Here is a 12,907-nt window from a genome sequence, read left to right as displayed (position 1 = left end):
AAGACAGAGGAAAGCTGATTCATCTTAGTATAGAGAAAAGAAGGAGGAGCATGAATGCTCGAACAGATCGATATGTTTGCTGAAGTCTCTAAGAACGGCGAAGCTGGCCGGACTGGATACGATGCTGACGACATTCAAGTGCTCGAAGGTCTGGTTGCGGTCCGCAAGCGGCCCGGCATGTATATCGGCAGTACAAGTTCTTCGGGTTTGCACCATCTCGTATGGGAAATCGTAGATAACGCCGTTGATGAGCACTTGGCCAAGCATTGTTCGAAAATTGACATAACGCTTCGCAAGGATGGCTCTGTGACCGTACAGGACAATGGCCGGGGCATTCCGACCGGCATGCACAAGACCGGTGTACCTACGCCTCAGGTCGTCTTCACCATTCTTCATGCCGGAGGCAAGTTTGGCGGCTCGGGCTACAAGAAATCAGGCGGATTGCACGGTGTGGGCGCGTCGGTGACGAATGCCTTGTCCGAATGGCTGGAGGTGGAGATTTACCGTGAGGGCAAGATCCACAAACAGCGCTTTGAGTACTGGGTGGACAAGAAAGGCAAAGAGCATGTCGGCGAGCCGGTTACGGGTCTTGAAGTGCTGGGCAATACGAACAAAACCGGTTCGAAGATCACCTTCAAGCCGGATATTCGTGTCTTCCCAAATGGGATTGCGCTGAGCTATGACACTTTGGCCGAGCGGGTTCAGGAAATCGCTTTTCTGAACTCGGGACTGCGGATTACGCTTGTAGATGAACGCAGCGGCCGTCAGGATGAGTTCTTCTATGAGGGCGGCGCCAGCCAATTCGTGCAGTTTCTGAATGAAGGCAAGGATGTGCTCCATGATGTGATTCATTACAGCTCAGAGAAAGATGATATTGAAGTAGAGGTGGCTCTCCAGTACAATGCCGGATATACCGAGACGATCGCTTCCTTCGTGAACTCGATTCCGACCCGTAGCGGTGGTACGCACGAGACCGGCTTCAAGACGGCCTATACCCGTGTGCTGAATGATTATGCCCGTCGTACACAGCTGCTGAAGGAGAAAGACAAGAACCTTGAAGGCAACGACCTGCGCGAGGGAATGATGGCTGTCATCAGCGTCAAGATGAGCGATGTCGAATTCGTCGGCCAGACCAAGGACCAGCTGGGAAGCTCCTCGGCGCGCAGCGCAGTGGATTATATCGTGTCCGAGAACATGGCCCGCTTCCTGGAGGAGAACCCTCAGGTGGCTCAGAGTCTGCTGAAGAAATCGATCCAGGCCTCGAAGGCCCGGGAAGCGGCGCGCAAAGCCCGCGATGAGATCCGCACAGGCAAGAAACGCAGCGAAAGCTCCAACCTGGGCGGCAAGTTATCCCCGGCGCAGTCCAAGGATGTAACCCGCACAGAGCTGTTTATCGTGGAAGGTGATTCTGCCGGAGGTTCGGCCAAGCAAGGGCGGGATTCGAAGATTCAGGCGATTCTGCCGCTGAAGGGCAAGCCGATGAACCCGGAGAAGGCCAAGCTGCTGGATGTGCTTAAGAATGATGAATACAAGGCTATTGTGTCTGCCATCGGGGCGGGAATCGGTCCGGAGTTTGCCGTGGAAGACAGCAATTATTCCAAGATTATTATAATGACCGATGCGGATACGGACGGAGCGCATATTCAGGTGCTGCTGCTTACTTTTTTCTACCGGTATATGAAGCCGCTGATCGATGCAGGCAAGGTCTTTATCGCCCAGCCGCCTCTCTATAAGCTGACTCGCAAGACGGGCAAGCTGCAGACGGTGCGTTATGCCTGGACGGATGATGAATTACAGAATTATCTGAAGGAATTCGGCAAAAACTTTGAGCTGCAGCGCTACAAGGGACTAGGTGAGATGAATCCTGATCAGCTGTGGGAAACCACGATGAACCCCGAGTCGCGTATGCTGATGCAGGTGCAGATTGAGGATATCGCCAAGGTTGAGCGCCGGATTTCCACCCTGATGGGGGATAAGGTCGATCCGCGCAAGCGCTGGATCGTGGAGAACGTGGATTTCACAGAGATTGTGGAGTAGGATACAGGGGATAATCATCCCGATTTATAGGAACGGAAGTTTGAGGAACAGAAGGTGAGAAGATGGGCAGTTTATCAGAGCAATTTTTGCCGGCTTTTCTGGAAGAGGTCGTCGGTGACCGCTTTGGCCGGTATTCCAAATATATTATTCAGGACCGTGCGATTCCCGATGTCCGGGACGGGCTGAAGCCCGTACAGCGCCGGATTCTCTATGCGATGTATGACTCGGGGAACACCCCTGACAAGCCGTACCGCAAATCCGCCAAAACCGTCGGAGACGTAATGGGGAATTACCATCCCCACGGAGACTCCTCCATCTATGACGGGATGGTGCGGATGGCGCAATACTGGAAGATGGGCCATGTGCTGGTTGACGGTCACGGCAACTGGGGTTCGATGGATGATGACCCCGCTGCGGCCATGCGCTACACAGAGGCGCGCCTGTCACCCATAGCGATGGAAATGATGCGCGATATTGAGAAGCGTACGGTGCTGTTCAAGGACAATTTCGATAACACCACCAAGGAGCCGGTCGTGGTGCCTTCCCGTTATCCTAACCTGCTGGTGAACGGCACCAGCGGAATTTCCGCCGGTTTCGCCACCGAGATTCCACCGCATAACCTGCGGGAAGTAATTGACGCCTGCATCGCGGTGATGCAGAAACCGGATATTGAGCTGGAAGATATTATGACCTTCATGAAAGGGCCGGATTTCCCTACCGGCGGTACCATCATGGGCGGCGACGGCATTATGGATGCCTACCGTACCGGCAAAGGGCGGATCTATCTTCGCTCGAAGACAGACATTGAGAACCTGCGCGGCGGCAAGCAGCAGATTGTCATCACGGAGATTCCGTTCCAGATTGTGAAGTCCAGACTGGTTACCTCGATGGAGAATATCCGGCTGGAGAAGAAGGTTGACGGCATCGCCGAGGTGCGTGATGAGAGTGGACGCGATGGTCTGCGGATCGTAGTGGAATTGAAGAAGGAAGCAGATGCTCAGGGCATTCTGGCTTATCTGCTGAAGAAAACCGATCTGCAAGTCACCTATAACTTCAACATGGTCGCGATCGTCAACAAAGCGCCGCAGCAGCTGGGGCTGAAGGCGATTCTTGAAGCCTATATTGCCCATCAGCGTGAAGTGGTCACCCACCGCACCCAGTTCGACCTGGAGCGGGCGGAAGACCGGGCACACGTGCTGGAAGGGCTGGTTAAAGCCCTTAATATTCTGGATGAGATCATCGCGGCGATCAAGGCCTCGAAGAACCGCCAGGATGCGCAGAACAATCTGGTCTGGATGTTTGGGTTCACCGAACGCCAGGCCGATTCTATTCTCACCCTGCAGCTGTACCGGCTGACCAATCTGGAGATCAATGCGCTCCAGAAGGAGCTGGACGAGACGCAGGCCAAGATCGCACAGCTGCGCGGCATTCTGGACAGCGACAAGAAGCTGGTGTCAGTTATCCGCAAGGAGCTGCTGGAGATCCGCGATAAATACGGGATTGACCGCCGATCCTTGATACAGGGCGAAGTAGAAGAGCTGAAGGTCAGTCTTGAAGTGCTGGTAAATGCAGAGGAGGTCCTGGTGGCCTTGTCAGCCGACGGTTACATCAAACGCACCGGTATGACCTCCTTCACCCGTTCGGGGGCTGACCGCCAGTCCTCCGGGGTCAAGGAAGGCGACCGGATCGTGCGGCTGATGGACCTGAACACCCGGGACAGTCTGCTGGTCTTCACGCGCAAGGGACAATATTTCCTGCTGCCGGTCCATCAGATCCCGGAATTCAAATGGAAGGAACCGGGGACTGCGGTTGTCAACGTCATTGGATTGTCCAAAGGCGACGGGATCGTCAGCATACTGCCGGTGAGCAATCTGGAGGACCCGGCGCAGAGCCTGGTATTCGTGACCCGCAAGGGTCAGGTGAAACGAACCGAGCTGAAAGAATATTCCACCAGCCGGTCCGGGGCGGTAGCCGCCTGCAAGGTAGCCGAAGGCGACGAGATTATCAGCGTGTCTCCGAGCCGCGGAGACAAGGATCTGGTACTGATCACTCGTGAGGGCATGAGCATCCGCTTCCAGGAGCAGGAGGTGAATCCGATGGGCCGGGTTGCTTCCGGCGTACGGGGAATTCAGCTCCGTGAGGGCGATGAAGTGATTTCCTGCTTCTGGGTCAGTGAAGACGAAGGCGAGATTCTGGCCATCACAGACATCGGATATGCCAAACGCTCCTTGCTGGTGGATTATCCGTCCCAGAGCCGTGGCGGTAAAGGGATGCCAACCTTTGAATTCAAGGAAGGCAAGCGGGTGAAACCGAACGGCAGCAGACTGGCCGGTGCGTTCTATTGCAGAGAGCCGCTACTGCTGACCGCTGTTACACGCGATAATGCCATTCACACCTTCTCCTCGGAATCTTCTCCAATCGGGGAACGCCGTTCCATCGGCAAGCAGATTATTCCTGTAGAGAAGAAGGATGAGATTATCCAGCTCTATCCGACGATTCAGTAACATACGAAGCAACAGATAACGGCTTCCTGAACGCCTCCGGCTTGGACGGGGGTGATCGGGAAGCCGTTTTTAAGTGAATTAGATGCTTTTGTTAGTATAACCCTACTGTTGTCTGAAAATAGAAATAAGGAGTTGTTACATTAGATGAAACAGACTACTCTTCGCCAATCCCAAAATTCCGATGTTGAGACAATTGCTGATTTGCGTGCAATTGTACTACGTGATGATTTAACTAGGTTAGGCAGGTTTGATGAAGAGAAAGTTCGTCAACGTTTCCGCAGTGCATTTGACTCCGTTCATACTTGGATCATCGAGACAGATGCTTCTTTTATTGGATGCGTAGCTTTTAAACCGACGGTAGATGGTTATTTATTAGAACATTTTTATATCCACCCTGCTTACCAAAATAAAGGAGTCGGGAGTCAAGTGTTAAAAAATTTGCTTGAACAAAATGATGTAAAAGGAAAACGTGTATCATTAAATGTCCTACAAGGAAGCACGGCCAGACGGCTTTATGAACGGTTTGGATTTAAAATTGAACGTGAGGATCTCATAGATGTTTACATGTATTTGAACTGTTGAATAATGCGGCGGCATTTTTATTTTTTTCTTTTGCAGGAAATGGAAGCTGACTCGCGAAAATGTAGGTATACCGGAAAGATCCGCGAAGGAAAGGAAGGAATACGTGTGCACTCCTCTGAATTCAGTAAAATCTGGCATAAGATAACAAAAGATTACAAGTTACATATGGACAGCAAGCTGGCTCCAACGCTGACGGATGCTCAGCTTACTGTGCTGGAATTGCTTCAGGATCGGGAAGCCATGAAGCCTTCCGATCTGGCACCGCATCTGGCCACCAGTCCTGCGGCGGTAACCATGCTGCTTGACCGCATGGAGAAACACGGACTTATTCTCCGCGAACGGGATGGAGCAGACCGCCGGATTGTCTGGATCAGCATCACGGAGACCGGCAAGCAGGAAACGGCACGCGGCCTGAAGATCCGCAGTGATTTTTTCGCCGAGGCGCTGGACCCGATCTCTTCTCACAACCAGCAGCTGCTGCTCTATCTTATGGGCAAAATGGCTGTCGCACCGGCACCGGAAGGCTCTACCCCTTAGCAGCCAGAAGAATATACAGGTTAAGCGGGCCGACAATCGTTTGGCTATCCCATCAAGAGGGTCAACCCAGCAGGAAACTGAACTCACAGCGCATGCTCTACATAAATTCTTATATTTCTAAAAAAAGCAAGCCATCCTTAACGGATGGCTTGCTTCTTTAATTCCTGCGGCCACAAGCTCCAGGGATGGAGCTCAGGCGGCAGAGAGATCAGTTCAACCTGTTCCTTGCTTACCGGATGTGGGAACCCGACCAGAGCCGACCAGAGCGCAATCTGCTGCCCGGGCCGGTTGACGGCTGCGCCGTATTTCTGGTCACCGTACAGTGGACAGCCGATAGAGCTTAGCTGGACCCGGATCTGGTGAGAACGTCCGGTCAGCAGATCAATCTTCAGCAGACTGAAGCCTTCCCTACTACCCAGCACAGTATAATCAAGGATGGCTTCCTTGCCTCCGGGGGTTCCTTTACGGACGACGGAAACCGTGTTGCTGGCAGAGTCCTTCAGCAAGGTATCCACCAGACGTCCCGAAGCGGCGGGTGGTTTGCCGTGAACGACGGTGAGGTAGACCTTGTTGAAGTTGTGGGTGCGCACGCTCTCCGACAGCCGCGAGGCTGCCTTGGAGGTCCGGGCAAACACCATCGCTCCGCCCACGGGACGGTCCAGCCGATGAACCAGTCCCATGAATACATTGCCCGGTTTGTTGAACCTGGCTTTCACATCGTCTTTGAGCAGGTTCAGCAGGTCCACATCTCCCGTGGCATCCTCCTGTACCGGTACATTCACGGGCTTCACCACACCCAGCAGATGGTTGTCCTCATACAGAATCTCGAACCGTGATGGCTGAGTCATGGCTTACGCCTCCCAGCGGCCCAGAATACCACAAGGCAGATTCATGCCGGAAGCGCTGATCGGCAGTCCAATCTCGCCGGAGGTCAGCTTGCCGCCATAACGTTTGCCCATCGTCATGGACAGCATATTGCGCAGGACGGTAGGAGAGATACCGGTGGTATAGGAGTTGATCAGCATAAACAAGGGTCTGTCGCTCATGATCTGCAGGCAGCTCTCCAGGAACGGATACAGGCTGGCTTCCAGCTTCCACATCTCACCGCCAGGGCCTCTGCCGTAGGAAGGAGGGTCCATGATGATGGCGTCGTATTTGCTGCCGCGGCGCTGCTCGCGCTGCACGAACTTGAACACATCGTCAGTGATGAAACGGACAGGCCGTTCGGCCAGACCGGATAGCTGCATATTCTCCTTCGCCCACTGGACCATTCCCTTGGCCGCATCCACATGGACTACAGAAGCCCCTGCGCTTGCTGCGGCAACGGTAGCACCGCCGGTATAGGCAAACAGGTTCAGCACCTGAATCGGACGTCCGGCTGCTTCGATCTTGTCCATCATCCAGCGCCAGTTGGCCGCCTGCTCGGGAAATAGTCCGGTATGCTTGAAGTTGGTGGGGCGCAGGTGGAATTTCAGCTTGCCGTAGCTGATATTCCAGTTCTCGGGAATGCTTTTATGCATCTCCCATTGCCCGCCGCCCGCCGAACTACGGTGATAATGGCCGTGCACATCCCGCCATTTCGCCGTCTCGTTCTCAAGGGGCCAGATGATCTGCGGGTCCGGGCGGCGGAGGATGATATCTCCCCATCGTTCCAGCTTCTCGCCGCCTCCGGTATCAAGAACTTCATAGTCTTTCCAGTCGCTTGCTATATACATTAGTTAATCCATCCTTCAAAAATTCATTTAGCCTTAATTGTACAACATTTAGCCTCTTTCCTACAAACCGAATCATGGCCTAATCCAAGAAAAACGTAAGGAAATCGACTTTAAGGCCGCTGAGAGGCAGACTGCTTGTTATTTGTGGAGCGGAAATGTCAATACTGGTGCTGCCGCCATCTCTTGTGTATGATCAAGGTACAAGCAGTAACGAACCAAGGAGAAGGAGATCCATGTACAATTTGGCGCAGCATTATCATCCAATTACAGCGAATCCGTCACAGACAAACGAAGTGGCACCTTCTGCCCTTCTGCAGCCTTATATCCGTTGTTTCTGGGGGACCGGAGATGTGCTCCGGAACGCATCCGCCAGTGAACCGTCTCGCCCGAACCCGACAGTCGGCCCGCTTGAACGGGAACTGATTATACCGGATACCTGCATGGATATCATCTGGCAGCTGGATGAGCACACCGGCAACACGACAAGCATGTTCTCCGGCGTCAATGACGCGCCGTTTGAAGTGCCCAAGGAACGTGAGCCCTCCGGCAAAACGGTGTTTGCGATCCGCTTCTACTTCTGGGCTGTGCATTTGTTCGCCGACGACCATCTCAGAGAGGTGCTGAATGCCCATGTGGATGTCAGGCAATATTTCTCCTCCTTTCACCGCGAGCTGGGAGAACAGCTGGCCCGTGCTCGGTCCACGGCGGAACGGATTGCCGCCGCAGAGACCTATCTGCTGCGCAGAATGCAGCCGTCGCGCCGTACCCAGGACAGTCTGCTGAATGCGGTCCAGCTGATCCTGAGCCGCAAAGGTCTGGTGATGGGAGAAGAGCTGAGGCAAGGTACGGGTCTGGGAAGCCGCCAGCTGGAACGTCTGTTCCGTGAATATACCGGTCTTACGCCCAAAAAAGCCGCTGACCTGGTGCGCTTTCAGCATGTCTGGCAGGAGCTGTATTACGGTTCGCCAACAGGCGGCGGGCTGCAGGATCTTGTCCACGCGTATGGATACAGCGACCAGTCTCACTTCAATCATAATTTCCGCAAATATGCCGGAACTTCGCCCCTTCAGGCGCTGCGTGATGCGGGACGGGGCATGTCGCTTTTTTACAATACAGCAGGCAGCAGGAGCAGCTACAATGAACTTGTGGCCGGGTGCGACCGGCCAAACAATACAGGCAACAGTAGAGAGGGGAACAATACATGATTACTTCATTTGATGGCATCAATCTGTACAGCAAGGACGTTGCGGCGCTGGCAGACTTCTATTCCACTGTGCTGGGGATTCCGGTACCGTTCGAAGGTTATGGTAACAGTGACGGCGCCAAAATCGCCTTCAGCAAGGACCAGCCCGGCATCATTATCTGGGACGAGCATAAATGGGGCAAACTTACAACCGGCGTAGTGAATCTGGTCTTCTCCTGCAGCAGTCTGGATGAGACTTACACGGAGCTGAAGCAGAAGGGTCTGGACTGTGAACCTCCGGTGATGATGGAATATGGCGGCAAGGAAATGAATTTCAAGGACCCGGACGGCAACGGAATCACTTTGCTCGAAGGCGGATATGTAGAATAACGGATGCATAGCATTTCCCTCAAACGCGAACCTTAACCGGATATACTCCGGCAGGTTTGCGTTTTTTGCATGCAGAAAGAGTAGTCAAAGTAATGTTTGACAATGATAATCATTATCAAATAGAATGAACATAACAGATTTGATTTAAATTTAATGTTCCATTACGGGAGGAAATGAGTTATGGCTAAGGTTCTGGTAGCTTATGCCAGTCTGACTGGCAATACGGAAGAAATGGCAGAGCTGATAGTGGAAGGTATCCGCGAAGCGGGCGGAGAGGCTGTTCTGAAGAGCGTCACCGAGTGCAATGCGGCTGAGATAAAGGCATATGAAGGCGTACTGCTGGGGGCATACACCTGGGGCGACGGCGAACTGCCGGATGAAATGCTTGATTTCTATGAGGAGCTGGATGAGTTGGATCTGGGAACCCTCCCGGCGGCGGCATTTGGCAGCGGAGATACCGGCTATGAGATCTATTGCGGGGCAGTGAATGAGCTGGAGAAAAAATTGCAGGAGCGTGGGGCGGTACTTGTTCAGGAGAGTCTGAAGATTGAGTATGGCCCGAATGCGGCTGAGAAAGAAGCCTGCCGCATGTTCGGCCGCATGTTTATTGCCGCCTGCGCAGCGGTTTCCTGAAGATGGGCGGTGCAGCCGGTAGTGTGATCGGCACAGCCCAGCGAACCGAAGCCTACCCCAGGTTATGTGATTACAGGGTAGAGCATATTTTGTTAGGCGGAGCGCTCCAGCCCGAATCCGCCGCAGCCGCCACAGGGCTGCCGCGCTGGAGGCAGCAGGTCCAGTATGCGGTGGGCCATACGCTTAACGATTTCTACAGCCTGCGCCCCGAAGTGCGGTGGGAGACGCCGGTTCAATTTCTCCTGGAACGGCGCTGGCCTCCTAAGGGGGAAGCTTTCCCGTCCTTGCTGCATTACTGGGATGTCAAAACGGCTGTGGCGGATGAGCTAATGCGGATTGTCTCCCAGAATCATCTGCAGGATACGCCGGTCAAGCTGTATGAGCAGTGGCATGTGGCGGTACCTGAGTTGAGGCTGGAACTCGCGTTGATCTTTCAGCTGGCCTGGGGTTCTGCGGCCCCGGGCCGCTGTCTCAGCATCCAGAAGTTCATGGTGAGTGCTAACAAGGAAGTGATCTGCGGCTTCAGGCATATGGTCAATGTGTTCTGCCAAATGGCCTATGGCCTGCCTGCGGATCGTATAGAGATTTATTCACTGCTGGACGGAGCAAGGTTCGTCTATGACGGTGACAGCTTTAGCTTGCAGGAATCGCTGGATTATGTGCGGCTGCTGGCTGTCTTCCTGGAGCCGGAAGTGAAGAAGTCCCTCGCCATACACAGCGAAGGCCGCCGCAATGAGCGGCGCGAGGAGAACAGCGTATGGCCACGTCTCATGTAACCGGCGGTGGAATTTCAGCGAACAATCGGAGGATAAACAAACAAGCTCCTTACTGCCTGCGGTGAAGCCGCTGGTCGATAAGGTGCTTGTTTGCTTAGGATCTTATAGCGATCGCTGAACCCGTTTCTATTTATAGGAGTAGTAATCCTGTTTGTTCACAATGACAAATCCGCAGCTCTCGTATAAACGGAGGGCATTGGGGTTATCCAGGGCAACCTCAAGATTAATTCCGTTATAATTGCGGCGTTCCCTTTCGATGGTCTGCATCAGCGCGCTGCGGCCGATGCCAAGGCCTCGCAGCTTCACCGAAACCGTGAGGCCATAAATCCATGTCTCGTTGTCCTCGGTCCACAGCCGCATTTTGCCGGCCGGCTGGCCATCCAGCTCAATCATTACATGCTCCTGCATGTTTTCCTGTTTCTGGAGCCGGTAGACCTCGGCGGCGTCTTCCTTGCTTATATCAAACCCGCTGCTGTCCAGCTCTACCAGGATGTCGAATTCATCCTCACGTGCAGGGCGCAGCACCACCGAACTGGCGGCTGAGCTGGCGTCGGATGAAGCCAGCTTAGCTGCGGCAGCATCCCATTTCATCTGATATTCGGAATGGCTGAACTTCAGCGGCAATCCCGTCAGGAATCCGGTGCCGGAAGCCGAGCCGGCTGGAGTGTTCAGCAGCACACTGCTGGTGCGGTTGCGCTCAATAATGGCTAATGCCTGATTCCAGAGCGCAGTAAAGATACCCCGCCGGCGGAAGCCCGGACGGACCATGCCGCAAATTTCCATGCTGCTGGCAAAGCCATACAGACCCATAAAGCCGACCAGTTGTCCATCTTCATAGGTCAGCAGCTGCTCGGTTCCTCCGGGAACCTGCGGCTGGCGCAGCATATCCCAGTTTAACTTCAGCGAGATACCCTCATATTGTTCACAGCGCAGCTGTAATTCTTCGATTTCTTTCCATGTATCCATTGTATTCAAACCCGTTTCCTCCTAAGTAGTGGATAGATCTTCCCGTGTGCCTGCAGTCGATTGTGCAGGCGCCGGCAGAACCAGAGGTGGCTCATCGGAAACGGGTACCCCCATTAGTTGGGCTGGCTTCCGTCTCCGCTGAGCACGTCATGATACTCCGGATGTTTTTTGAATTGATGTGCTGCATAGGAGCACTCAGGCACGATCTTCAGATTTTCTTTGCGCGCTTTCTCTACAACCGTTTGTACGAGCTTCTCGCCAGTACCCTGCCCACGTAATTCCTCGGAGACCCGGGTGTGCTCAATCACCAGTTCTCCCGCGATTTCATTACGTTTGTATGTAATTTCGGCAAGGTCCTTACCGTCTTTTGCAACATAGAATCTTCCTTCTTCATGTTCAATCCGTTCCATATTCTTCACTCCTGTTTTGTCGAATGGTTTTATTTTACTACTCTGGCTCTCAAAAAGCGAGAGACCGGGAATGGCTTGCATCCCAGCTGGTATATACAATAAGATTAAGGCACTAACGCTGCAATGAATAGAAGACGCATCAGGAGGAGTGCCCGTGACCTACGAGGTGGAGATCCAGTTTCAACCGATCTATGAATTAGTGAACAGCTTACATACTTTTATTTGCAAAAGATCCTACAAAAAAATGGATTTGGGTCCGGGGTGGGCTGCCGAAACGGCAAAGGGCTTGAGTGAGGAGCTGCTGTCCCGGCTCGAACAGACGGAGCTGGATCAAAATTGGAAATTGATGAACCTGCTCATTTATTGTTGTCCCTGTAAAGAAACGGTGGAGAGTGTGCTGGTGTGGATCGCAGGCTTGTCCATCGGGGAGCTGTATGAGACCTTGTCCGGTTTCATTACTGTTTTCCCGAGCCATATGGAAGAATTTCGCAGTGAAATGCTGTTTTTGCTAACCGAATGGAACCGCCAATATTTCAGCAAGTGTGATCCTGAACTATTGTCTGCGCTTAGGAAGCATGCTGACGAGAAGCAGCAGCTGGCGGTAAGTAGTCTGGACCCAGCTGCTTTCATCGATGCAACCACGAATGGATTTTATTTTGAGCCTATCGAGGGCTTGCAGCAGGTGGTGCTGATTCCCCAGTTCCATTTTCAGCCCGCCAACATTATCTATTGCTACGGCAGCTTGACTCTCTGTCATTATTCTGCCCGGATATCCTCGGCCCAAGAAGACATTCCTCCATTTATGCATAGGACCTTGCGCAGCTTGGGTGAGAAGAGCCGTCTCAAGATTCTCCAGTCCCTGAGCGGGGAACGCCGGACGTTTACGGAAATTGTGAAGCAGGCGGGAATCTCCAAAGGGATCGTCCATGATCATATATTCAGCCTCCGCTCGGCGGGTATGCTGTATGCCTACATCGAAGGGGAGAATGTGACCAGCTACAGTCTGCGCCTCCAAGGCATCCAGCAGATGAACGATCAGTTGTATGCTTATCTCCAATAGTATGGATTAAGAAGCCAAAGCTTCCTCTCTGCCAGAGGGAGCTTTGGCTTTTTTAGTGCAAATTGCATTATCAATTCTGTGTATAGAGAATTAACTTTAAGTTCTCTATTTACA

General features: G+C 53.1%; 13 protein-coding genes. 9 read left to right on the top strand and 4 right to left on the bottom strand.

Annotation, left to right across the window (positions count from 1 at the left end; translation table 11 throughout):
* Positions 1-54: 54 nt before the first annotated feature.
* From parE to B9T62_RS19605, 4 genes are all read left to right on the top strand, one after another.
* Positions 55-2,037: a DNA topoisomerase IV subunit B gene (gene parE / locus B9T62_RS19620; RefSeq protein WP_087916834.1), complete on the top strand. Its 1,983-nt coding sequence runs from the start codon at positions 55-57 to the stop codon at positions 2,035-2,037.
* 62 nt (positions 2,038-2,099) lie between these two features.
* Complete coding sequence (gene gyrA, locus B9T62_RS19615) at positions 2,100-4,541, top strand: DNA gyrase subunit A (protein WP_087916833.1); 2,442 nt, start codon at positions 2,100-2,102, stop codon at positions 4,539-4,541.
* A gap of 144 nt (positions 4,542-4,685) precedes the next feature.
* Positions 4,686-5,123, top strand: a complete 438-nt coding sequence (locus B9T62_RS19610; protein WP_087916832.1) for a GNAT family N-acetyltransferase — start codon at positions 4,686-4,688, stop codon at positions 5,121-5,123.
* A gap of 105 nt (positions 5,124-5,228) precedes the next feature.
* Positions 5,229-5,660, top strand: coding sequence for a MarR family winged helix-turn-helix transcriptional regulator (locus B9T62_RS19605; protein ID WP_087916831.1), 432 nt, complete (start codon positions 5,229-5,231; stop codon positions 5,658-5,660).
* 137 nt (positions 5,661-5,797) lie between these two features.
* On the opposite strand, the gene B9T62_RS19600 is transcribed toward B9T62_RS19605, so the two are convergent.
* Complete coding sequence (locus B9T62_RS19600) at positions 5,798-6,508, bottom strand: RluA family pseudouridine synthase (protein ID WP_087916830.1); 711 nt, start codon at positions 6,506-6,508, stop codon at positions 5,798-5,800.
* A gap of 3 nt (positions 6,509-6,511) precedes the next feature.
* Positions 6,512-7,375, bottom strand: coding sequence for a class I SAM-dependent methyltransferase (locus tag B9T62_RS19595; protein ID WP_087916829.1), 864 nt, complete (start codon positions 7,373-7,375; stop codon positions 6,512-6,514).
* A gap of 233 nt (positions 7,376-7,608) precedes the next feature.
* On the opposite strand from B9T62_RS19595, the gene B9T62_RS19590 reads away from it, so the two are divergent.
* From B9T62_RS19590 to B9T62_RS19575, 4 genes are all read left to right on the top strand, one after another.
* Complete coding sequence (locus B9T62_RS19590; protein WP_157793933.1) at positions 7,609-8,580, top strand: helix-turn-helix domain-containing protein; 972 nt, start codon at positions 7,609-7,611, stop codon at positions 8,578-8,580.
* Positions 8,577-8,948, top strand: coding sequence for a VOC family protein (locus B9T62_RS19585; protein ID WP_087916827.1), 372 nt, complete (start codon positions 8,577-8,579; stop codon positions 8,946-8,948). The genes B9T62_RS19590 and B9T62_RS19585 overlap by 4 nt, the downstream gene beginning before the upstream one ends.
* 180 nt (positions 8,949-9,128) lie before the next feature.
* The gene (locus B9T62_RS19580) at positions 9,129-9,581 is read left to right on the top strand and encodes a flavodoxin (RefSeq protein WP_087916826.1); all 453 of its coding nucleotides are present in this window, start codon (positions 9,129-9,131) and stop codon (positions 9,579-9,581) included.
* Positions 9,582-9,583: 2 nt separating this feature from the next.
* Positions 9,584-10,357: a hypothetical protein gene (locus B9T62_RS19575; protein ID WP_087916825.1), complete on the top strand. Its 774-nt coding sequence runs from the start codon at positions 9,584-9,586 to the stop codon at positions 10,355-10,357.
* A 126-nt stretch (positions 10,358-10,483) separates the two neighbouring features.
* On the opposite strand, the gene B9T62_RS19570 is transcribed toward B9T62_RS19575, so the two are convergent.
* Together B9T62_RS19570 and B9T62_RS19565 are read right to left on the bottom strand one after the other, a co-directional pair.
* On the bottom strand, positions 10,484-11,323 hold the full coding sequence (locus B9T62_RS19570) for a GNAT family N-acetyltransferase (RefSeq protein WP_245864637.1): 840 nt from the start codon (positions 11,321-11,323) through the stop codon (positions 10,484-10,486).
* Positions 11,324-11,436: 113 nt separating this feature from the next.
* Positions 11,437-11,733 (bottom strand): GNAT family N-acetyltransferase, encoded by a 297-nt coding sequence (locus B9T62_RS19565; protein WP_425436672.1) that lies wholly within the window; start codon positions 11,731-11,733, stop codon positions 11,437-11,439.
* Between the two features lie 154 nt (positions 11,734-11,887).
* Here B9T62_RS19565 and B9T62_RS19560 point away from each other — a divergent pair, with 154 nt between their 5' ends.
* Positions 11,888-12,793: an ArsR/SmtB family transcription factor gene (locus B9T62_RS19560; protein ID WP_087916822.1), complete on the top strand. Its 906-nt coding sequence runs from the start codon at positions 11,888-11,890 to the stop codon at positions 12,791-12,793.
* Positions 12,794-12,907: the final 114 nt, after the last annotated feature.

This window comes from Paenibacillus donghaensis (assembly GCF_002192415.1).
Lineage (GTDB): Bacteria > Bacillota > Bacilli > Paenibacillales > Paenibacillaceae > Paenibacillus_AQ > Paenibacillus_AQ donghaensis.
Note: the sequence above shows the minus strand (reverse complement) of the source record. Positions and strands in the feature narration are given on the sequence as shown.

Coding starts and splice junctions, on each gene's coding strand:
- B9T62_RS19590 (WP_157793933.1), top strand. CDS start 7,609: ATGTACAATTTGGCGCAGCATTATCATCCAATTACAGCGAATCCGTCA.
- B9T62_RS19585 (WP_087916827.1), top strand. CDS start 8,577: ATGATTACTTCATTTGATGGCATCAATCTGTACAGCAAGGACGTTGCG.
- B9T62_RS19580 (WP_087916826.1), top strand. CDS start 9,129: ATGGCTAAGGTTCTGGTAGCTTATGCCAGTCTGACTGGCAATACGGAA.
- B9T62_RS19575 (WP_087916825.1), top strand. CDS start 9,584: ATGGGCGGTGCAGCCGGTAGTGTGATCGGCACAGCCCAGCGAACCGAA.
- parE (WP_087916834.1), top strand. CDS start 55: ATGCTCGAACAGATCGATATGTTTGCTGAAGTCTCTAAGAACGGCGAA.
- B9T62_RS19595 (WP_087916829.1), bottom strand. CDS start 7,375: ATGTATATAGCAAGCGACTGGAAAGACTATGAAGTTCTTGATACCGGA.
- gyrA (WP_087916833.1), top strand. CDS start 2,100: ATGGGCAGTTTATCAGAGCAATTTTTGCCGGCTTTTCTGGAAGAGGTC.
- B9T62_RS19600 (WP_087916830.1), bottom strand. CDS start 6,508: ATGACTCAGCCATCACGGTTCGAGATTCTGTATGAGGACAACCATCTG.
- B9T62_RS19565 (WP_425436672.1), bottom strand. CDS start 11,733: ATGGAACGGATTGAACATGAAGAAGGAAGATTCTATGTTGCAAAAGAC.
- B9T62_RS19610 (WP_087916832.1), top strand. CDS start 4,686: ATGAAACAGACTACTCTTCGCCAATCCCAAAATTCCGATGTTGAGACA.
- B9T62_RS19570 (WP_245864637.1), bottom strand. CDS start 11,323: ATGGATACATGGAAAGAAATCGAAGAATTACAGCTGCGCTGTGAACAA.